Raw genomic sequence first — 21242 nt, forward strand, 5'->3', positions numbered from 1 at the left:
ATAGGGGAAACCTCCCCTATTATTTTACACCAAAAATGTACTTAAATATCTCCAAATTCTTTCCGAATATTATCGTTCCATCTTTAAAAATTTCATCGTATGCACTTAAGCTTCTCCATAAATCAAAAAATTTCGGATTTTTCTTGAACGCCAACGCATATATTTTCGTTGCACTGGCTTCTCCTGTACCTTTAATAATTTCCGCTTGACTCTTTGCTTGGGCTAAAATAACGGTAACCTTTTTATCCGCTTCTGCACGTATCTTTTGTGCCTCTTTTTGCCCCTCTGCTCTGATTTGCGCAGCTATACTATACCTTTCTGCTTTCATTCTTTCATACACCGACCTAACATTCTCAGTCGGAAGATCCGCATGCTTCACCCTAACATCAACAACTTCTATTCCAAAATCCTTTAAATCTTCTCTTGAAAGCAACGTAACTTCTTTCAAAAAATTTGCCCTCTTATCGGAAATAATCTCATCAAAAGTGTGCTTTGCAAAGACATTTCTTATGTGAGAATATACTATATCATCTATCCTTGATTCTGCTAGAAAAATTGTTTTCATGGTTTCAATAAATTTTTTGGCATCATTTATTTTCCACAAGGCATACGTATCTACAATAAGCGTTTTTTTATCCAGCGTTATTATCTTTTCAGGCTCTATATCGTACAACAATATCCTCTTTTCAAACTTTACCACATTATCCACAAACGGCATTTTAAAATGAACACCAGGTGTTGGATAAACCTTTAGAATCTGTCCAAACCTTAACACTACTGCCTGTTGTGTTTGATCTACAACAAACATGGAGAGGGATAAAAAGATCAAAGCAATCACTAATATTGAAATAAACGTAATTGACTTTTTCATTTTGTACCACCACCAATCAACTCGTTGACATCTAACAACTTCAACGCTCCACTGTCATCTAACACAAATACATTCTTCGTATTTGAAAATACCTCTTCTAACTTTTCAATTAACAATCTTTTCATTGTAATATCTGGTGCTATTTCGTATTCTTTTAAAACGCTTAAAAACCTATTTGTTTCACCTTCTGCTTCTAATATTTTTTCCTTTGCATAGGCTTCGGCCTTTCTTAGTATCTGTTCTGCTTCACCTTCTGCTTTAGGTACTATATCATTTGCATATCTATTTGCTTCGTTTATAAACCTTTCTTTATCCTGTTTGGCGTTGTTAACATCGTCAAATGCCTCTACCACTTGATCAGGAGGAGCAACTTCTTGTAAATACACTTTGTTAATCAAAATTCCCGCTTCGTATTCATCTAGAATTTTTTGTACTTCTTCTGCAGTTTCTATGGCAATTTTATCCCTTTCAACGGTTAGAACATCGTCAATATTCCTTACCGCGACCCTTTCCCTTAAAACAGATTCAGTAGTAAACCGCACTATATTCTTTCCATTAATTATGTTAAATGCAAACTTTACCGGGTCCTTTATCTTATACTGCACCGCAACTTCTACACTAATAATATTTCCATCACCTGTCAACATCAAAGATTCTTCGGGAATTGTTCTATAACTTACACCACTGCGCGATTCAATAGTTCTAAACCCTATTTCTTCCTTTCTTATTGTCTCTACATCAACAATAACATGAGACTGTATTGGATAAGGTAAATGATAATGCATACCTGGTCCCGTTGAATGTGTATATTTACCAAATGTCTTTATCAAAGCAACTTCAGAAGGACCTACTTGATATACTCCTGTTCCCAAAAAGATTAAGATAATAACAATTAAAACTATCCATACGGTTATTTTCTTCCACATTTAACCACCTCCAAAATAATAAGGGGGATTCCCCCCTTATTCTTAAAATTCCACAAATTTATCTTTAGGAGCACCACATACAGGACACTTTTCAGGTGCTTCATCTTCTACTGTATATCCACAGATTGGACATATATAAATCTTTTCTGCAGGATAATCTTCTCCTTTTTCAACTAATTCTTTGGCTTTCTTGTACATCTCTGCGTGTATTTTTTCCGCTTCAAGTGCATAATTTGTGCTTCTTACCGCTTCCTTTTCCTCTTGAAATTCCGCTGCATTTTTGTATACGGGATACATCTCCTCGATTTCAAAAGTCTCTCCATCAATACAGCTTTGTACATTTTCTTTCATATCATCGGAGAGTTTTTTCAATACCTTAAAGTGATTTTTGGCATGAACATACTCAGCATATGCAATAGCTTTAAAAAGTTTCGAAAGCTTTATTAACCCCTTCTTTTCCGCCTCTTCTGAAAAAATCAAGTATTTCATATGTGCCATGGATTCACCCGCAAAAGCAGCTTCTAAAAATTGTTTTGTCATATCTCTCATTATTTCACCTCCCGCAATTCATTATATCATTTTTTCTCAATTAAATTCAAATCACCAAGTTTTAAGAACAGTTTATCAAGATTTTTTAAAAATGCTAATCTGTTCATACGTATATCATCCTGTTTAGTCATTACAAAGACGTTATCAAAATAATTGTCTATATATGTTCTAAATTCTATTAAATAAGAAAGCGCCGCTTTGAAATCTAATTTTTCCAATGATTCTAAAACTTTTGGCTTTACTTCGATATATTTGTTAAATAAATCTTTTTCCGCTTTATCGAGAAACTTTGTACTATCAAAATCGAATGAATTGTGTTTTTTGGATATATTGTGAACTCTCTCAAACCCCGTAAGAAGTGTTTTAAATTCTTCTTTATCCACAATGTTCATTAACGCATCAGCAATTAATCTTCCCCTAAGCGGTCTTTTCCAGAATTTTTTTACAGCTCTTGCAATATCATACCTTGCGGATGTGTTAAATAATTCGTATCTTGTTTCAAAAAATTCAAATAATTCTTTCGGGATTTCTTTTTCAAATAACGAAGAAGAAAATTTTATAAGTTCTTCTAAATCTATATCCCAAGAAAAATGTACAGCAATATCAAATATCGTATCCACCTTTTTTCTCAATCCAAAAGGATCCTTTGATCCAGAGGGAATATTACCCACTATGAAATTTCCCACAATTGTATCTAACCTATCCGCTATGGCAACTATTGCGCCTGAAACATTTTTTGGAACATCTTTGTAATGTTCTTCTATTCCCAATGCCACATTGTAATCTTCTCCATCTTTTAGCGCATATATTCTTCCCATTACACCTTGCAATTCAGGAAATTCATATACCACATTAGATGCAATATCTGCTTTACATAAATAAGCTGTTCTTAAAACCCTCTTTTTATCTGAAAAATCTATTTTTAAATCATCTGATAATTTCTCCGAAATTTTTTGAATTCTTTCAACTTTATCCATTAGAGTTCCAAGTGATTTTTGAAAAACTATATCTTTCAAACTCTCATTAAACTTCTCAAGGGGTATTTTTAAATCTTTTTGGTAATAATACCTTGCATCTTCTAATCTCGCATTGACAACCTTTTCATACCCTTTTCTTATTAACTCTATTTTACCATTTGGTGAATCAATAAAAGAAAGGAACTTATTTGTAATTTTGTCATTCTCATATACAGTAAACGATCTTTGATGATGCTTTATTGTAGTTGTGATTAGCTCTTCAGGAAGTGAAAGATATTTCTCCAAAAATCTTCCCTCAAGTAAAATGGGATATTCCGTTAAAGTTACTACTTCATTTATTAAATCATCATCTAGGCTTGACTTGTATTTTTTCAAACTCTCAAGAACTTTCTCCTTTCGTTCCGTATGCAATGCTATTACTTTTAATTCCCTTAACTTTTCAAGATAATCTTCCACTCCTTCTATTTCCACAATGTTATTTTCTACAAACCTATGTCCATACGTTCTATTGGATGCTTTTATTCCAAACAATTCAAATTCCAAAACATCTCCATTGTAAACGGATAAAACCCAATGCGGAACTCTAACAAAGGAAAATCTTCCGTCCCCCCATCTCATCGGCTTTTTAAAACTAAGGCTGTAAATAATTCCAGGGATTTTTTCCTTTAACAATTCTCTTGCGCTTTTTCCCTCAATTTTCTTTGATATAAATACGTAGTTATCTTTAATCTTTATATCCTCAATACTTGCATTATTTGATTTTAAAAAACCATTTAACGCCTTTGTAGGATTGTTGTTTTCGTCAAAAGCTATATTTTTTGAAGGTCCTCTTTTTTCAATTATCTTATCCTTTTGTTTTTCGTCCACTTTTAAGACAAAAAAACCAAACCTTCTTGGAGCATAAAAAACTGTTAAACCTTCGTAATTTAACCCTTCGCTTTCAAAAAAATCCTTGAGTTTTTGATAAAGTTGTATCAAAATGTTATTTACCTCTGTTGTTGGAAGTTCCTCGAGACCTATTTCAAATATATACATTACTCCTCACCTTCCTCGTACTCTATAAATCTTTTTGCACATAACGTCGCCATATTTCTAATATCCCTTATGTAATTTTGCCTCTGTGCAACACTAATTACATTTCTAGCATCAAGTAAATTAAAAGTATGCGAACACTTGATCAATTGTTCATAAGCAGGTAAGAAGAGATTATCTTCTATTAGAGCTTTGAATTCTTTTCTGTATATTTCATATAACTTGAACAATTTCTCTACATCTGCTTTTTCAAAATTGTACAAGGAAAATTGCCTTTCATTTTCCAAGAATAGTTCACCGTATTTTACATCTTTATTCCACATTACATCATAGACATTATTCACACTTTGTAGATACATGGCGATTCTTTCAACCCCATACGTTATCTCAAGTGGAATCTTTTTTAAAGAAATTCCACCCACTTGTTGAAAATAGGTAAATTGAGTAATTTCCATACCATCTAACCAAACTTCCCAACCTATTCCCCACGCTCCAAGTGTAGGAGATTCCCAATTGTCTTCTACAAATCTTATATCGTGGTCTTTGGGATTTATTCCAATACTTTCAAGAGATTTTAAATACATCTCCTGTGAATCTTCGGGATTTGGTTTTAATATAACTTGGTACTGCAAAAATCTTTGCATCCTGTTGGGATTTTCCCCATACCTTCCATCTGTAGGTCTTCTACTTGGCTGAACAAATGCCACCTTCCAGTCTCTTTTTCTCAAAACTCCAAAAAAAGTTGAAGGGTGAAACGTACCTGCACCCATTTCCATATCGTACGGAAGGTCTATAAAACAACCTTGATTAGCCCAAAATTCATCTAATCTCCTTATTATATCCTGCAAATACACCTTTTCATCCTCCCTTATCTACCTGGAACGTATAGATTATACGTCTTTTTTAAATTACTAACAGTCATATCGGTAATGTGCACCACTTTTGTAGGATGGTAAGAAGATCCTACTCCATAGAATAAAAGGTATACCTTTCCCGCTTTTCCCACAACTATATCCACATCGGGTGTTACTACAATATCGTAATCTGTCTTTATTCTAGGTTCTTTAAAATAATAAAATTTGTATTTTGAAAGACCTGGTAAAAGTTCTCTTGAAAAATACGTCTTTTTGCCTCTTTTAACGGTAACCCAACTAGATTCCTGACCAACCACAAAGACCATAAAGTAACCTGTTCCCGGTTCATCGTAAATATTGTTTAAAACTTGCTCTAGGTCTGCGCCAAAATTTCTTAAGTAATTAACCGAAAGAATGTATTTATCAACTATGGAATTGGGGCCTAATTTTGACTCCAAATCCTTTATCTTTACTTCATAACTTTCAAGTTTTTTGTTTACGTAATTTTTCAGCGCATTATAGTCATTTAATATTTTCCTGTATCTAAAAAAATTACCAAATGCAAAAAACACAGTTATTACAAAAATCAAAACAATAGATAGTACAATCAAAAAAGGCCAAATTGATTCTTTTTTTCTCCTCATCAAACCACCTTCCTGCTTTTATCTACAAGCGCCAGTGCCTTTAGCAAAAAACCCACCATTAATCCAAAAATAAACGTAGATGTCCCACCATAACTGATAAAAGGTAAAGGGATACCTGTAACTGGCATTATACCTATGTTCATACCGATATTTTCAAATACGTGAAAAACAAAAACAGCGAGAATCCCAACAGAAACTAATTTCCAATAATCATCTTTATAGTATTTCATTTTTGAAAAAACCCTTAAGACTATTAAAATATACACACTTAATAATATTATACTTCCCAAAAAACCAAACTGCTCTCCTATTGCGGAAAATATAAAATCCGTTTCCATTTTTGGCACATAATATCCTTTAACAGCTGGTGAAATTAGATATCCATTTCCAAATAATCCACCAGACCCTATCGCACTCCTTGACATTATAACGTTGTATGCCGCACCTTTTGCGTATTTTTCAGGATTTAAAAATGATAAAATCCTGTTTCTCTGATAATCTTTCAAGAAAAAAAAGTATACAATAGGTATCATAGTAAAACCCGTTCCTATAAGTGGTAATATTATCTTTAAAGATACTCCTGAAAAATACAACAATATAAACCAAATAAACACGTGCAAAATCGTCATTCCCAAATCAGGTTCCTTTAAGATAAGAAAAACGGGAATTAATGTAGCTACAATAGAAATAAATATACTTTTTACATCTCTTTTTAAAAAGATATAACTTAATAAAAGTATCAAAGTAAGTTTTGAAAGTTCAGATGGTTGAAAAGAAACTCCAAAAATTCTAAACCATCTAATTGAACCATATATTCTTGTTCCAAAAAATAACACAGCTAAAAGTAAAATAGTTGATAAAAAATAAAGCAAAAATATCATTTTACGTAAAAAATTCTCTTTTAAAAAATATACAGATATAGCGCCAAATGCAGCTAAAAAATCCCAAATAAGCTGTTTTAAAAAAAGTGTCTTTGAAACACTATACAGGTTTAAAAGACCAAAAATCATTAAAATTACCATGAAAAGAAACACTACCAAATCAAATTTTTTATTTTCTTTCACCACACATCACCCAAAAAATTATATCACAAAATTTAAACTAATTAGTTAAAAAAAGTTATTGACATCAAGAACATATTATGTTAAAATGTGACTTGCGAGGCGACGTGGCCAAGCGGTCTAAGGCGGGGGTCTGCAAAATCCCTATTCGTGGGTTCAAATCCCACCGTCGCCTCCAAAAGGAAGTGGGCTCGTAGCTCAGTTGGCAGAGCGTCCGGCTCATAACCGGATGGTCGGGGGTTCGATTCCTCCCGAGCCCACCAGAAAGGGAGCTTTAGCTCCCTTTATTTCTGAAGTCCCGTTCCGCAAGGAATTTGCGGGACCTTAATAGTCCGAGGGAGGAGGTGTAGGAATGAGGATTTACGAAACAATGTTTATTGTAAAACCAGATATTACCGAGGAAGAACGAGAAAATATTGCAAACGGTGTTGTAGAATTTTTAAAGGAAAAGCTTGGTGCACAAGTTGACAACGTAGACAGATGGGGTATAAAGAAAACGGCATATCCACTTAAAAAGTATAACGAAGCAGATTATACCGTGGTTTATTTCAGAGGAGAAGGATTGGAGCTTACAAGTCTTGAATCTTATTTCAAGGTAAGACCTGAATTTTTAAGATGGCAAACATTCAGAAGAATAGACCTTGAAAAAAAGGAAAAAAAGCAATCAGGGAAAGTAGAGGTGTCTGAGAATACCGAGAAGGTGGAAGAGTGAATTATAACAAGGTCGTCCTTGTTGGGCGGCTAACTAGGGATCCTGAAGCAAGACAAACGACAAATGGTACCTTGGTTGTCAATTTCACGCTTGCGGTAAATAGAGGAATAAGAAACGATGATGTAGACTTTATAAGAATCGTTACGTTTAATAAATTAGCAGAGTTTGTACAAAATTATTTAACAAAAGGAAGATTAGTACTTGTCGAAGGGAAATTAAGGATAAATAGATGGCAAACAAGTGATGGACAAAATAGAAGTACACCTGAAATTTGGGCTGATCAGGTTGTTTTTATGGAAAAGAAAAGTGACGTTATCAACGAAAGCACAGATGAAAGTGTAGTAGAATACGATGAATTATTCGATGAAAACGATAATGACGAACCACCGTTTTGATCTTTGAAAAAAGGAGGTAATACGTATGAAATATAGAAGGAAAAAGAGAGTAAAAGTATGTAAGCTTTGTCAGGCAAAAGTTGAATACGTTGATTACAAAGATACAAAACTTTTAAGGGAATTTCTAACTGAAAAGGAAAAGATAGTTCCAAGAAGACTTACTGGAAATTGTGCAAAGCACCAAAGAATGGTTAAAACGGCAATTAAAAGGGCAAGACATATGGCACTCCTACCATACGTAAAGTATTGACAAGTTCTTTGAAATAAGATATAATATTACTCGCGGCGAGCCAGCGTAGCTCAACCGGTAGAGCGATTGATTTGTAATCAATAGGTTGAGGGTTCAAGTCCCTCCGCTGGCTCCAAATATGGGTGGTGAGGTGCCCGAGTGGCCAAAGGGGGCGGACTGTAAATCCGCTGGCAGAATGCCTTCGAAGGTTCGAATCCTTCCCTCACCACCAGATTTTTTTAGTAGGAGGGAAAGGAAAAATGAGAATACAAGTTGCTTTGAAATGTAAAGAATGTGGAAATAAAAATTATTACACGACTCGCGAAAAAAACAGAAAAGAAAAACTCTCTCTTAGAAAATATTGCCCAAAATGTAACAAACACACCCAACATATCGAGACAAAAGCTTAATCCACACGCAGGGGCGTAGCTCAACTGGCAGAGCACCGGTCTCCAAAATCGGGTGTTGCGGGTTCAAGTCCTGCCGCCCCTGCCAATTTTTTTTATGGGGGAGATAGCATGGAAAAACTTAGAAAATTTTTTAGAGAAGTTAAAGCAGAAATAAAAAAGACACATTGGCCAAATAAAAAAGAGTTATGGGGAGCAACAGGCGTTGTTCTAATTATTCTTTTGGTAACCGGTGTCTATTTCTTTGCACTTGATTTGATATTCTCAGGTGCATTAAGCGCCCTCTTTAAGCTTTTCTAAATTTTGAGGTGGTATAAATGAAAAAAAGATGGTATATTTTACAAACCTTGGCAGGATACGAAACATCTGCCAAAGAAAATTTGGAAGCAAAGGTAAAGGCTCAAGGACTTGAGCACGTTGTTTCTTGTGTGCTTTTACCAGAAGAAGTAGTTATCGATGCCTCGGCTAAATCAGTCGAAAGGCATATTATATCTTTAAATGCGAAAATTTTTGTATCAAATGGTGATCTTGTAAAAAAAGGAGATGTACTTGCGGAAGAACCTTCTGTTAGAGCAAGAAGAGATGGAATTGTATCTGATGTAAGAAATGCAAAAAAGATAGTTATTGAAACTTTAGACAAAAAATTCACTAAAACATATGTCATTCCTCAAAAGAATAAACCTATTACTGGATTAAAAGTCGGTGGTATGGTAAGACAAGGAATGCCCCTTTCCTCTGATGGGGAAATAATATGTGAAATCGATGGAAAAATTATTCAAACCGAAAATATGAAAAGAATCGTTGTTAGAAATTCCGTAAGTGAAGTAGATATTTATGTTGTTCCCATAGACACTTTTAATTCCGATGTTGTAAAAAAAGGGGTTCATATAAAAGCAGGACAAATAATAGCAGAACCAAAAAAGATTATGGCAAAGAGCTCCGGAAGAATTGAGATAACAGATTATCCAACGAAAAAGGAAATTAGAGTTCAAAAAGTAAAGGTTAAAAAATTGTTTCCAGGTTATATCTTTGTAGAGATGATTATGAACGATGAATTTTGGGATTTTGTTAGAACGGTCCCTGGAATAATTGATTTTGTTTCTTCTGGTGGAAGACCTCTTCCTTTAAGTGATAAAGAAGCTCAAATATTACTAAGAATCGCCGGTATAGAAGAAACACCAAAAGAAGAAAAGGCAAAAGAAGTAAAAATCGAATTTGATTTTGAAATTGGTGATTCCGTTAAAATTATCTCAGGTCCATTTGAAGGTTTTGTAGGAACTGTAAAGGAAATTAACCCAGAACACAATGAATTAAAAGTTACAGTTACCATATTTGGAAGAGAGACCCCTGTAACTGTTCATACTAGCGAAGTAGAAAAAGTTGTTTAAGTCAGTGGGAGGGTTTACCCTATAACCACAAAAAGGAGGTTGTATTATGGCAAAAAAAGTAGTTGCGCAAGTCAGGTTGCAACTTGAAGCTGGAAAAGCTACTCCGGCACCCCCAGTAGGACCTGCACTTGGTCAGCGTGGTGTTAACTTGATGGAATTTTGTAAAAAGTTCAATGCAGCCACAGCTGACAAAGCAGGAATGATTATTCCGGTTATTATTACAGTATACGAAGACAGATCATTTACATTTATAACAAAAACACCACCAGCTTCTTTCTTACTTAAGAAAGCGGCAAAGTTAAATTCTGGATCCCAAGAACCAAAGAGAAAGATTGTCGGAAAGGTTACAAGGGATCAAATTAGAGAAATAGCCGAAATTAAGAAGGAAGATTTAAACGCAAATGACATTGAAGCGGCTATGAAAATAATTGAAGGAACAGCAAAAAGTATGGGAATTGAGGTAGTAGACTAATAAATATTTAGGAAGGAGGAGGCAAAATGCCGAAGCACTCCAAGAGGTATAATGAAATCAAAAAGTTAGTTGATAGGTCAAAAGAGTACGATTTAAATGAAGCAGTAGAGCTTGCTAAAAAGGTTGCTACAGCAAAATTCGATGAAACAGTAGAACTTCACATTAAAACAAACATAGACTATAGAAAGTCAGATCAACAAATTAGAAGCACCATTTCCCTACCACATGGTACAGGAAAAGAAGTAAAAGTACTTGTATTTGCTAAAGGTGACAAAGCAGAAGAAGCAAAAGAAGCCGGTGCAGACTATGTCGGTGCAGAAGATTTGGTAGAAAAGATCCAAAAGGAAGGATTTTTAGATTTCGATGTTGCAATAGCTACTCCAGATATGATGAGGGTAATAGGAAAATTGGGTAAAATCCTTGGTCCAAGAGGATTAATGCCAAATCCAAAAGCAGGGACTGTAACAAATGATGTAGCTTCCGCTGTAAAGGAGTTTAAAAAGGGTAGAATGGAAATTAGAACAGATAAAACTGGAAACCTACACATACCAGTAGGAAAAGCATCATTTGATAATGCAAAATTAACGGAAAACATAAAATCTGCATACGAACAAGTGTTAAACTTAAAGCCCGCTGCTGTAAAAGGTACCTTTATAAAAAAAGTAGTACTTTCAACAACGATGGGACCTGGTATAAAGGTAGATCCTACGACATTACAATAGAAAACTTTTACGTCAAACATAAAAAAACACCCCCGAATTGGCAAAATAAAACCAATAAAGGGGTGTTTTTCTTTTTATGCAAAAAAATAATAGATATTTAATTTTTTGATAAAAAACAAAAAAATAAAGCTCCAAACGGAGCCTCTTACCTTATCGTTTCATTCTTTGGAGCGGGCGACGGGATTTGAACCCGCGACCTCCTGCTTGGCAAGCAGGCGCTCTACCACTGAGCTACACCCGCACACTTTCTTTGGTGCGAGAGGTGGGACTTGAACCCACACGGGCCGAGCCCACTGGATTCTAAGTCCAGCGCGTCTGCCAATTCCGCCACTCTCGCCCCTCTGGTGACCCGGGCGGGATTCGAACCCGCGGCCCCCTGATTAAAAGTCAGGTGCTCTACCGGCTGAGCTACCAGGTCAATCGCTGCGAACCGATTAAAATAATATCATATCATTTTAGTTATGTCAAGTTTCTATGAGAATACAAAAGTAAAATCTAATTTAATTTTTTGTTTTTATCTTCATACATCTTCTCATCTGCAAGTTTTATTAATTCATCCAACGACTTTCCACTTACAACTTTTTGAATTCCTATTGACACACCTATACATATATCTTTATTTCCAATGTTTATCCTTTTTGAAATATGTTCTTTTAATCTTTTAACCAATACCTTTACACCTTCTTCAGAAGAATTAATAAGTAAAACAAACTCATCTCCTCCATATCTTATAAGCAAATCACCATTTTTTATTGTCCTTTTCATTCTTTCTGAAATTATCCTTAACACTTCATCCCCCATTAAATGACCATACGTATCGTTTATATTTTTGAATTTGTTTAAATCTATAAACAAAATATGCGTGTAGTTTTCAATTAAAACATCATCAAGTACTTTTCTACTATACAAGTTTGTTAAAATATCCCTATTTACATCGTTTACTTTTTCGTGTAATTTTAAATAATTGTACAAAATAAATGACAAATTTTCCGTAATCGATTTAAATATGATATCATCTGTACTTTTCTTTCTTCTTAACTTATACCAATCAATATTTAAGATACCGTAAACCTTTCCGTTATAGACTAAAGGTATTCCCACCCATGACTTTACGGAAATTTCTTTCACTTCCACCCAATAACTCTTCCCTATTACATCCTCAATATAAAAGTATTCTTTTGAAAGCATTATCTTTTTTAAGTTATTCGGTGATTGTTTTTGGAAATACTCTCCAAGTATTTCAAGAGGTTTTTCATCCAAAGTAGATGACCAAAGTAAGAACCTCCATTCCTTATTTTCCGGTGTAAAAAGAAAAGACCACGAATCTGCTCCAAGAAGTTTTTTTATATATTCAAACACATTGTACAAATTTTCTTTTTCATTTCTCAGGTTTTTTAGAAGTATTTCGTAAAGTACTGAAATAAATCTATTTTTTATCTGTAATTTTAAATTAAGGTTAAAACAAGATAGCTTAAAACATACATAAAAATAGTCTTTAAAAATCAAAAATACGAAAAATAAGGAAACAATAACAATATAAACCAATATATCTCTCCTCACATACCCAGTAAATCTTTATATATTCCCGGTGATGAACCTTCAATTTCAATTGCTCCAACAGTTTTTTTGTAATAATCCACTGGTCCTGCATCCCCAATTATTGCATACGCATACCCTACTCTATACATATCTTCCAAAGTTTTAAAAAGTAATATTTTGCCTATACCTTTTCCTCTGTACTCCTTCAAAACACCTATAGGTCCCAAAAAACCTCTACAAGTCGTGTCATAGCAAGAGAAACCTACAACCTTGTTAGTTTTATTTTCATAGGCAACAAACATTGAAATAGGGGTTTTTGAAAAGGATACATCTACTTCACTTGCCCATAATCTTCCAAAATTTTTCTCAATCCAATTAACCAGAAAAATCTTCTCAGGACCAATAGGTCTTTTTAGTAATATTCCATTTGGTGTTTGAATTTCAAAGTTTAAGTTGTATAATTTAACAAGTAAGTCTCCCATGATATTTCCCCCTTTTCATATTATACCATAATAATAATATAATACTGGAGGTGAAAACATGCATCTTTCAATGATAGTTGTAACAGACATTTTTGGTGGATTTTCCACAAAAGACTATGATCCAATAAATTGGGGTTCAAAAGAAGATAAAAAACATTTTCGAAAGATTACAACAGAAATTGGAACAGTTATAATGGGAAGAAAAACATTTGAAAGTATAGGACATCCTCTCAAAGATAGATTAAATATAATACTTACCACTCAGAAAAAAGAAAACAAAGAAAATATAATATTTACTAAAGGCTCACCAGAAAAAATTATAAAATTTTTGGAAAATCAAAAAATCCATTCTGCAGCGATTATAGGCGGAAAAAAGGTGTTTGAAGATTTTTTTCCGTTTGTAGATAAACTATATATAACAATCGAACCTATTGTACTTGAGAATGCACAAAAATTGAATTTTCCAAAAACATCATTTAAGTTAGTCGCTACCAACGTATTAAATTCAAAAGGTACAATAGTACTTGAATACAAAAAACTATCCCAAAAAGACTTTCTTTAGGATTTTCGGTTCCAAACGAAATTTTGAACCCTTTCCCTGTAAAAAGTGATGCTTTTTCAAAAGGTGAATGGATAATTCACTATACATTATCTTTTCACCATTTTTCAAATTTTTTACAGTAGCTACCTTCTTCCTAAAAATTCCATCCTCAAATGGACAAGGAATAAATCCTCTAGCTTCATATACAAATATCTCAAAATCCTTGTATTTGATAGGTTCACCCAATCCCTTTTCTCCAATATTTAAAAATTCACTCATCATATTCGAAATCTCGTCAAAATCCATTCCCAATTTTGCAAATTCCCTTTCATCTTCGGCTATAATATCCACTATATTTCTATCATCATTTCCTAAAAAACCATCAGCTGTAATTACGCCCGGTTTCATGTTCTCTTGGGCTTTAATCATCTCAGGTGACATTTTCATAACTTTCAACCCCTTATGCAAATTTATCGTAATATACCTCGTTAATCCCATGTTTTTTCAATAAAGTCTCACATGCATTTATCATACCGGGGCTTCCACATAAATACCCTTCTTTTTCCGTTTCCTTACCAACCATAGTTTCCAAATACTTTACCATAACATCTGTTATAAGACCAACTTCTCCATCCCAATCTTTTTGTGGCTCAGAAAGTGCAGGAATAAAATGAAATTTATCCCACACCTTTTCAAGTTTTCTAAACAACTCCACATAAAACAGATCTTTTTCTGTTCTTGCTCCAAAGAAATACCACACATTTCTGTCTAAAATATTTCTCTCATACATATCAAAAATAATAGACTTTATTGGAGCCATACCAGAACCACCTGCAACACATATCATATCCTTTTTTGTATCCCTCATGTAAAATTCCCCAAATGGACCTATTACCTCTAATACATCTCCTTCCTTTAAATAATTATGAACATACGTTGTTGCGATACCACCTGGTACTAATCTAATTAACAACTCTATCTCATCTTTTTTACTAGGAGTTGAAGCAATTGAATACGCCCTTTGTGTAGGTTGTTTTATTTTATCATACGGTGGAATTACCAATTGAACATATTGTCCTGCTTTAAAATTTATTTCTTCCGAAAGCTTTAACTTAACCTCCTTTATATCATGTGTTACATTTTCAAGTGAGATAACCGTCCCTTTAAATTTCTTCACATTAAATAATTCTTCTGGAAGTTCAATTTTTAAATTTTTCTTTACTTTTATCTGACAAGATAACCTTATATTTTGCGCAATTTCCTCTTTTGACATATACGGAAGTTCTGTGGGAAGATATTCTCCAACATCACTTAATACTTTAACCTTACAAGCTCCGCAACTTCCTCGTCCTCCACATGCTGAAGGAATAAATATATTTTCAGATGCAAGTGTAAATAAAAGAGGTCTTCCGCCTTGAACTTTTAATTTTTTCTTACCGCTGTTAATGTCAATCTCGACTTCTCCATAATTATTTACAATTGAATCCACTACAACTATCAAAGCAGAAAGTACAGCAGATATAAGGCCTACTATCAAAGGAGCAACTAATATATCCATACTATCACCTCTATTGAACATTTATCATACCGGCAAAACCTATAAAAGCCATTGCCATTATTCCAATAGTTATCAAAGTAATTCCAACACCTTTTAAGGGAGCAGGTACAGGCGATTTATCCACCTTTGCCCTAATCGCCGCGAGTAAAACAATGGCAAGCCACCACCCTATTCCAGAACCAAAACCAAAGAAAACAGATTGTATAAGAGAATAATTCCTAAGTTGCATAAACAGAGCAACACCCAAAATTGCGCAGTTTACCGTAATTAGTGGCAAAAATATACCTAAACTTATATACAAATTCGGTGAAACCCTATCTATTACCATTTCAAGTATTTGCACCACCGCTGCTATCACTATTATGTATATGATATACCTTAAATACTCTAGTTGAAATGGTACAATAATATATTTCTCAACACCCCAGTTCAAAACAGTTGTTACAGTCATAACCATTGTAACTGCCATACCAAGACCATTTGACGATTTTAAAGACTTTGAGATAGATATAAAAGAACACATACCAAGGAAATTTGAAAGAAGAATATTACTTGTAAAAATTGAAGCAAAAAATAATACAAGTGGGTTAATATCAGGCATTATTATTCCCCCTTCCCTTTACAATCCAAATAAAGAGTGCCAACATGAAAAACGCACTAGGTGGCATAACCATAATCGTCCAATTGACAAATCCTTCTGGCATTATCCTATATCCAAACACAGTACCAAAGCCAAAAAGTTCTCTAAAAAACGCTATAACCATTAAAACCACCATATATCCCAAGCCGCTTGTAACACCGTCCCAAAACGATAAAAGTGGAGAATTCGATTGTGCAAAAGCTTCTGCTCTCCCCATAATAATACAATTAGTGATAATCAATCCAACATATGGACCTAAGGCTTTACTCACATCTGGCAAATACGCCCTAAGAACAATATCCACTATTATAACGTAAAAAGAAATTATCAAAACTTGAGTTATCATTCTAACTTTTCCGGGAATAAAAGATTTTAGCAACGACACTGTTAAATTTGAAAAACCCGTAACAAGTAAAACACCAATCGTCATAATCAATGTATTTTTTAAATTATTAGTTACTGCAAGAGTAGAACATATCCCCAAAACAAGTACAAAAACAGGATTTTCATACCACACATTTTTAAAGAATATTTCTTTATACTTATTCATACGTATCACCTCTTAGCACTTTTCTCATTTCACTAATCGTGTTATTTATAATCTTTACGAAAAATTTCGAGGTTAGGGTTGCACCTGTAATTGCATCAACAGAGTAGTTTTCCTTATTACTATCTCCTAATTTCTCAGATTTTTTAATTCCTATCTCTTTATCTACTTTTTCTCCTCTAAATTGCTCTTTGAACCAATCCTCTTCTATTCTTCCACCAAGACCTGGTGTTTCATTTTGAGATATAATATCAACACCCACAATTCTATCTAAATTTTTGTTTAGTGCAACAACACCTGTAATTGTCCCCCATAATCCATTACCCGAAAAAACATAAGCATACACCTTTTCGCCTACATTTGAAACATAAAAATCTTTCCCTCCAATGTTTATTTTTTTTACATACTTTTTAAACTTTTCAATGGCATCCATTTTGTCACTAAAATCAATTCTCATGGCGTTTAGTATAGCTCTCACCTTAAAATATCCACGATTTTCCAAAACTTTATCATAAGTAAGGGAATTTATATAAGAAAGAATAACCACAAAAACGAAAGTTATAGTAAAAGTAAACAAGATAACGTAAAATTTATTTTCCGTTTTCATTTTTTCACCTTCTTTGTTAAAAAATCAAGAAGGGGTGCAAAGGTATTTCCCAGCAAAACGGCAAAACTTGTGCCTTCAGAAAACAACGAAAAAGACCTTATAACCACTATAGAAACACCAATTATAACTCCATATATTAACTGTGCCTTTTTATTCTTAGGAGCAGTAACTGGATCCGTTGCAATAAACACAGAAACAAATACTAAACTTCCAGACAATATAGCAGACCAAAAATCCATCTTTCCCAAAAACAAATCAAAGACAAGGATAAGTGCAGACGCGCTCAAAAATGTTGAAAGCATTATCCTAAAACTTGCAGTCTTTGTTACAACAAGATATATAGCTCCTAAGATAATAAGAAATATGGCTCCTTCACCAAATGAACCTGCCCTAAATCCAAAAAATAAATCTTTTAAATTAACTACACCACCTGATCTCAAAATCTCCAAAGGTGTTGCAGAAGTAACTACATCGCTACCAAAAAAACCAAATCTTGGTAACATCCATCCACTTGTCATATACGATGGAAATGTTATATATATAAACAACCTTCCCGTTATAGCTGGATTAAACACATTTCTTCCAAAGCCTCCATAGGCCTCTTTTGCAATGGCAATTCCAAAAACTATTCCAATAACTGCCATCCACCACGATATATTTGGAGGAAGGGATAATGTATACAACATACAACTTACAAGAACTGCTTCCGTAACCTTCTTACCTTTTCTTTTTTCAAAAAAATATTCGGTTAATACCCCAAAAATAAATACAAAAACACTTAAAAATATTAGACGAAAACCATAGAATAAAAAAGCATACACATATATGGGAATTAAAGCATAAAGCATCCTTCTCATCATAGGTTGTTTTTGAAACATTTTCTCCCCCCTTTTTTCACCTATTTTTTATTTTAACATAAACTTAATCTAAAAAAAAAGTTACCTACTTACATAGGTAACTTTTTATTTCTTTTAATTTTTGAACACTTTCTTTTTTTGAAACTATTATATACTCATCTGTTTCAATGACAACTAAATCTTCTACATCGTTTAATATGGTCTTCTTTTTACTCTTTACTATATTTCCCTTTGATCCAAAATAGTACATGTTTTCACCCACAACATTTCCACTTTCATCTTTTTTACTGTATCTTTCAACCGCAGTCCAACTTCCCACATCATCCCATCCAAATTCTGATGGAATTACGTAAATATTCTTTGCTTTTTCCATAATACCAAAATCAACGGAAATTTTATCCACTTTACCATAGAGTTTTCTTAGTTTATCTTTAAAATTCTCATCTTCAAAGACTTTACTTAATACATTATACGTATTCTGCAAAAATACCTTTGTATTTTTCAATATGGTATCTATTTTCCAAATAAAAATCCCTGCATTCCAAAGATAATTGCCCTCTTCTATATATTTTTTTGCCGTTTCTTTATCTGGTTTTTCAACAAACCTATCTACCTTTAAAATAGTTTCATTAATCTTTAATTCTTTTCCTATAAATTTTATGTAGCCATATCCCGTTTCCGGTCTATTTGGTTTTATCCCTAAAGTAACTATGGCATCTTCATTTGAATCTACAAATTCAAAGGCATGTGATAACGCTTTTTTAAAATCATCCACCCTTCTAACCAAATGATCAGCGGGAAAAACAGCAAGGTTGACATTCCCATAAATTTTTTTTATGTAAAAAGCAGACAACGCTATACAAGGCGCAGTATTTCTCCCTTCAGGTTCTATTATGATATTCCTTTCCGGTATATTTGGTAATTGTTCTCTTACAAGTTTCACATATCTTTCTCCAGTAACAATAAAAATTTGCTCATTTGGAATAAATCCTTCCAATCTTTCCACAGTCTGTTGGATCATAGTTTTTTTTCCAAAAAGGTTTATAAATTGTTTTGGTCTTTCATCTGTTGAATAAGGCCAAAATCTTTCTCCCTTTCCACCAGCCATTATAAGCGCACAATTCAAAATTTCACCCCCGAAAAATTTTTCAATCATTTATATTTTTCGCATTATTTATTTTATCACACAAAAAAAGCCCGAAAATCGGGCTTATTTTTATTCACTGAGTATTACATATTCCGTCTTTATTTCTTTTAACGCTTCCAAAAACCTTTCTTTCTCACTAACTTTTGATTTTAAAATAAGCAATGTTTCTTCACAAAGCTTCTTTAATAAAGGTATATTTGGAGAACTTGCTTCTGGAAGATTTATAACTATATAATCAAAGGTTTCTTTAAATTTCTCAATTAAACTTTCAAACTCTTTTGATAACAAAATATCATTTACATTTTCTTTTCCCTTTATAAGCAAATAAAGATTTTTTTCTACATTTTGAATATTCTCCGGAGCTTTCATGTATTCAACTAAACTCTTTCCACTATTTATATCAAACACTTTGAACATGGTATTTGAAAAATCCAAAATTAAAGTCTTTTTGGAATTTTTCGATAAAAATCCCGCAATATTTGCAACGAATATATCTTTTTCCTCAAAAGTTCCAGATGATGTAACCCCAAAAACTTTAGGATTACTCTCACTAATTAGTTTCATACCAATTTTTTCAATCACATTGGTGTACCTAGAACCAGGCGCTTTAAAGACTGAAAGTTTCACATCTGGTTTTTCTAAAAGAACGGGAGTTTTTCCTATTAATTTTTCTACATCAAACCAATCTCTTACCTTCTTATCAGAAGATTCTACGATAAAGACGAACAATATTCCTAGAAAAATTCCTAAAACTCCACCAATAGCTAAAGTTAACTTTTTATTTGGTTTTACAGGATTATCCGGTATAAATGGTTCATCTACCACCACAGGTGCACTAAAATTAAAACCCGCGGTTGACAGCTTCAACTCTTCTAATTTTGTCTTTAAGAGTACGTATGCATTCTGTTTTAATTGATAGTCCCTTTGAAGATTTATATACTCAACTTCTATATCCGGTAAACCCTTTAAACGATTCTCCAAATCCGCTCGCAATTTCTCAAGTGCTTTTAAACTTGCTTTTGAAACTTCTAGCATAGATTGCGTCTCGATTAATTGCGTATAAACAGTTGAAAGTACCGGATCATCTGCATTGAAACTACTTTTTACTATACTATAAATTTCTTCTCTTATCCTTTTTTCAACTTCCTTTATTCTTGCTTCTAATTCCTTAATTTCAACCGAATCTGGTGAGTATCTTTGGAGCATCCCTTGATACTCAACTTGATATTCAACAAGTTTTTCCCTCAAACTCGATATTACTGGACTATTTGGAATATAATCAAGTTTACTTATAAGTCCCTTAAAGTGAGAAATAGCCCCCTTTAAACTTTCCAGTTTTACACTCAAGGACTTGTACTCAAGTTGCATAGAGTAGTATTTACTTTCCAACTCTGAAAAACTCTCTATTAAAAGTTCTGCTTCTTTTGATGGTAATATGGACTTTTGTTTCTTAAATTCTTTTAATCTATTTTCTATTTCCTCTAGTTCTTTTTCCGTCTCTGGAAGTTGTTTTTCAATAAACTCTACCATATATTCATCCTGGTCTTTATTTAATTCTTTGGAAACTTCAGTATACGCATCAAGTATTGCCTTTGAAAGTTTGTATGCAAGCTCTTTATCATCAAGATTTACTTTAATTTCAATAAAAGATGTATCTTTTACCATTTCCACAGAAACAATGTCTTCTTGTAACTTGTGGATAACAGAATTTAAAGTTAACCTTTCTCTTTCATCTTCATCTTTAATCTTATTTTTAAAATAATCCATCAAATTTAACTCTTTAATAACCTTTTCAAGTGTTTTCCTACTCTTTATCAATTCCATTTCATCTGAAACCCCAGGTGCCGTTGTACCACCACCAAGTATCAAAGCCGCAGCACCACTAAGCGATGAAAAGGATGGAGCTGAACTTTTTGCAGGAATTTTTATCTTTACACTAACTTCATAAATTGGAGTTGCAAAAAATAAATAAACACCTGTTGCAATCACGGTTAAAATGAATATAGTCCAAAACCAAAATTGTCTTTTTTTAAATATATGCAAAATATCGGACAATGTAAGTTCTTCTACTTGATTTTCCATGCT

Annotated in this window: 26 protein-coding genes and 8 tRNA genes; 14 read left to right on the top strand and 20 right to left on the bottom strand. The window is 33.3% G+C overall.

Annotated features, from left to right (window positions below):
* Positions 1-19: 19 nt before the first annotated feature.
* Genes hflC through XJ44_RS03640 form a run of 7 tightly spaced genes read right to left on the bottom strand, consistent with a single transcriptional unit; the run spans position 20 to position 6917 of the window.
* Positions 20-871, bottom strand: coding sequence for a protease modulator HflC (hflC, locus tag XJ44_RS03610; RefSeq protein WP_075665690.1), 852 nt, complete (start codon positions 869-871; stop codon positions 20-22).
* Positions 868-1797, bottom strand: coding sequence for an FtsH protease activity modulator HflK (gene hflK, locus XJ44_RS03615; RefSeq protein WP_077198086.1), 930 nt, complete (start codon positions 1795-1797; stop codon positions 868-870). The genes hflC and hflK overlap by 4 nt, the downstream gene beginning before the upstream one ends.
* 42 nt (positions 1798-1839) lie before the next feature.
* Entirely contained in the window at positions 1840-2346 is a 507-nt protein-coding gene (locus XJ44_RS03620) for a rubrerythrin family protein (RefSeq protein WP_075665692.1), read from the bottom strand.
* Positions 2347-2372: 26 nt separating this feature from the next.
* Positions 2373-4358, bottom strand: a complete 1986-nt coding sequence (gene glyS, locus XJ44_RS03625; protein ID WP_077198087.1) for a glycine--tRNA ligase subunit beta — start codon at positions 4356-4358, stop codon at positions 2373-2375.
* Positions 4358-5209, bottom strand: a complete 852-nt coding sequence (locus XJ44_RS03630) for a glycine--tRNA ligase subunit alpha (RefSeq protein WP_077198088.1) — start codon at positions 5207-5209, stop codon at positions 4358-4360. The genes glyS and XJ44_RS03630 overlap by 1 nt, the downstream gene beginning before the upstream one ends.
* A gap of 14 nt (positions 5210-5223) precedes the next feature.
* On the bottom strand, positions 5224-5853 hold the full coding sequence (locus XJ44_RS03635; RefSeq protein WP_077198089.1) for a hypothetical protein: 630 nt from the start codon (positions 5851-5853) through the stop codon (positions 5224-5226).
* Positions 5853-6917 carry an FtsW/RodA/SpoVE family cell cycle protein gene (locus XJ44_RS03640; protein WP_077198090.1) on the bottom strand — a complete coding sequence of 355 codons (1065 nt, stop codon included), beginning with the start codon at positions 6915-6917 and terminating at the stop codon, positions 5853-5855. Before XJ44_RS03640 ends, XJ44_RS03635 begins: the two co-directional genes overlap by 1 nt.
* A 98-nt stretch (positions 6918-7015) precedes the next feature.
* Here XJ44_RS03640 and XJ44_RS03645 point away from each other — a divergent pair.
* The 13 genes from XJ44_RS03645 to rplA all read left to right on the top strand — a co-directional run bounded on the left by XJ44_RS03645 (position 7016) and on the right by rplA (position 11239).
* Positions 7016-7092 (top strand) — tRNA-Cys (locus tag XJ44_RS03645).
* 9 nt (positions 7093-7101) lie between these two features.
* Positions 7102-7177 (top strand) — tRNA-Met (locus XJ44_RS03650).
* A gap of 89 nt (positions 7178-7266) precedes the next feature.
* Complete coding sequence (rpsF, locus tag XJ44_RS03655; RefSeq protein ID WP_077198091.1) at positions 7267-7626, top strand: 30S ribosomal protein S6; 360 nt, start codon at positions 7267-7269, stop codon at positions 7624-7626.
* Positions 7623-8021 (top strand): single-stranded DNA-binding protein, encoded by a 399-nt coding sequence (locus XJ44_RS03660; RefSeq protein ID WP_075665698.1) that lies wholly within the window; start codon positions 7623-7625, stop codon positions 8019-8021. The genes rpsF and XJ44_RS03660 overlap by 4 nt, the downstream gene beginning before the upstream one ends.
* A gap of 25 nt (positions 8022-8046) precedes the next feature.
* On the top strand, positions 8047-8271 hold the full coding sequence (gene rpsR, locus XJ44_RS03665) for a 30S ribosomal protein S18 (protein ID WP_077198092.1): 225 nt from the start codon (positions 8047-8049) through the stop codon (positions 8269-8271).
* 39 nt (positions 8272-8310) lie between these two features.
* Positions 8311-8386 (top strand) — tRNA-Thr (locus tag XJ44_RS03670).
* 9 nt (positions 8387-8395) lie between these two features.
* Positions 8396-8482, top strand: a tRNA-Tyr gene (locus tag XJ44_RS03675).
* 28 nt (positions 8483-8510) lie between these two features.
* The gene (rpmG, locus tag XJ44_RS03680; RefSeq protein WP_075665700.1) at positions 8511-8660 is read left to right on the top strand and encodes a 50S ribosomal protein L33; all 150 of its coding nucleotides are present in this window, start codon (positions 8511-8513) and stop codon (positions 8658-8660) included.
* A gap of 9 nt (positions 8661-8669) precedes the next feature.
* Positions 8670-8745 (top strand) — tRNA-Trp (locus XJ44_RS03685).
* 23 nt (positions 8746-8768) lie between these two features.
* The gene (gene secE / locus XJ44_RS03690; RefSeq protein ID WP_075665701.1) at positions 8769-8957 is read left to right on the top strand and encodes a preprotein translocase subunit SecE; all 189 of its coding nucleotides are present in this window, start codon (positions 8769-8771) and stop codon (positions 8955-8957) included.
* 17 nt (positions 8958-8974) lie between these two features.
* On the top strand, positions 8975-10045 hold the full coding sequence (gene nusG, locus XJ44_RS03695) for a transcription termination/antitermination protein NusG (RefSeq protein WP_075665702.1): 1071 nt from the start codon (positions 8975-8977) through the stop codon (positions 10043-10045).
* Between the two features lie 46 nt (positions 10046-10091).
* Positions 10092-10517, top strand: a complete 426-nt coding sequence (gene rplK, locus XJ44_RS03700) for a 50S ribosomal protein L11 (RefSeq protein WP_075665703.1) — start codon at positions 10092-10094, stop codon at positions 10515-10517.
* A 26-nt stretch (positions 10518-10543) separates the two neighbouring features.
* Positions 10544-11239, top strand: coding sequence for a 50S ribosomal protein L1 (gene rplA, locus XJ44_RS03705; protein ID WP_075665704.1), 696 nt, complete (start codon positions 10544-10546; stop codon positions 11237-11239).
* A 166-nt stretch (positions 11240-11405) separates the two neighbouring features.
* On the opposite strand, the gene XJ44_RS03710 is transcribed toward rplA, so the two are convergent.
* The 5 genes from XJ44_RS03710 to XJ44_RS03730 form a co-directional block, all read right to left on the bottom strand.
* A tRNA-Gly gene (locus XJ44_RS03710) sits at positions 11406-11480 on the bottom strand.
* A gap of 10 nt (positions 11481-11490) precedes the next feature.
* Positions 11491-11576: transfer RNA gene (locus tag XJ44_RS03715), tRNA-Leu, on the bottom strand.
* A 5-nt stretch (positions 11577-11581) separates the two neighbouring features.
* Positions 11582-11657, bottom strand: a tRNA-Lys gene (locus XJ44_RS03720).
* A 77-nt stretch (positions 11658-11734) separates the two neighbouring features.
* Positions 11735-12784 carry a sensor domain-containing diguanylate cyclase gene (locus XJ44_RS03725; RefSeq protein ID WP_077198093.1) on the bottom strand — a complete coding sequence of 350 codons (1050 nt, stop codon included), beginning with the start codon at positions 12782-12784 and terminating at the stop codon, positions 11735-11737.
* 11 nt (positions 12785-12795) lie between these two features.
* The gene (locus tag XJ44_RS03730) at positions 12796-13260 is read right to left on the bottom strand and encodes a GNAT family N-acetyltransferase (RefSeq protein WP_077198094.1); all 465 of its coding nucleotides are present in this window, start codon (positions 13258-13260) and stop codon (positions 12796-12798) included.
* Between the two features lie 58 nt (positions 13261-13318).
* Here XJ44_RS03730 and XJ44_RS03735 point away from each other — a divergent pair, with 58 nt between their 5' ends.
* Positions 13319-13822, top strand: a complete 504-nt coding sequence (locus tag XJ44_RS03735; RefSeq protein ID WP_075665707.1) for a dihydrofolate reductase — start codon at positions 13319-13321, stop codon at positions 13820-13822.
* On the opposite strand, the gene XJ44_RS03740 is transcribed toward XJ44_RS03735, so the two are convergent.
* The 8 genes from XJ44_RS03740 to XJ44_RS03775 form a co-directional block, all read right to left on the bottom strand.
* A complete protein-coding gene (locus XJ44_RS03740; RefSeq protein WP_075665708.1) occupies positions 13799-14248 on the bottom strand; it encodes a hypothetical protein in 450 nt (149 codons plus the stop codon). The genes XJ44_RS03735 and XJ44_RS03740 overlap by 24 nt on opposite strands.
* A 13-nt stretch (positions 14249-14261) precedes the next feature.
* Positions 14262-15359: an NADH:ubiquinone reductase (Na(+)-transporting) subunit F gene (locus XJ44_RS03745; protein WP_077198095.1), complete on the bottom strand. Its 1098-nt coding sequence runs from the start codon at positions 15357-15359 to the stop codon at positions 14262-14264.
* 10 nt (positions 15360-15369) lie between these two features.
* Positions 15370-15960 carry an Rnf-Nqr domain containing protein gene (locus tag XJ44_RS03750; RefSeq protein WP_198927374.1) on the bottom strand — a complete coding sequence of 197 codons (591 nt, stop codon included), beginning with the start codon at positions 15958-15960 and terminating at the stop codon, positions 15370-15372.
* Positions 15953-16549 carry an NADH:ubiquinone reductase (Na(+)-transporting) subunit D gene (gene nqrD / locus XJ44_RS03755; protein ID WP_075665711.1) on the bottom strand — a complete coding sequence of 199 codons (597 nt, stop codon included), beginning with the start codon at positions 16547-16549 and terminating at the stop codon, positions 15953-15955. Before nqrD ends, XJ44_RS03750 begins: the two co-directional genes overlap by 8 nt.
* Positions 16542-17153, bottom strand: coding sequence for an FMN-binding protein (locus XJ44_RS03760; RefSeq protein WP_077198097.1), 612 nt, complete (start codon positions 17151-17153; stop codon positions 16542-16544). The genes nqrD and XJ44_RS03760 overlap by 8 nt, the downstream gene beginning before the upstream one ends.
* Positions 17150-18031, bottom strand: a complete 882-nt coding sequence (locus XJ44_RS03765) for an RnfABCDGE type electron transport complex subunit D (protein WP_075665713.1) — start codon at positions 18029-18031, stop codon at positions 17150-17152. Before XJ44_RS03765 ends, XJ44_RS03760 begins: the two co-directional genes overlap by 4 nt.
* Positions 18032-18095: 64 nt before the next feature.
* A complete protein-coding gene (locus XJ44_RS03770) occupies positions 18096-19136 on the bottom strand; it encodes a mannose-1-phosphate guanylyltransferase (RefSeq protein WP_077198098.1) in 1041 nt (346 codons plus the stop codon).
* Between the two features lie 90 nt (positions 19137-19226).
* Entirely contained in the window at positions 19227-21239 is a 2013-nt protein-coding gene (locus tag XJ44_RS03775) for an exopolysaccharide transport family protein (protein ID WP_077198099.1), read from the bottom strand.
* Positions 21240-21242: the final 3 nt, after the last annotated feature.

Source organism: Thermosipho affectus (assembly GCF_001990485.1).
Lineage (GTDB): Bacteria > Thermotogota > Thermotogae > Thermotogales > Fervidobacteriaceae > Thermosipho > Thermosipho affectus.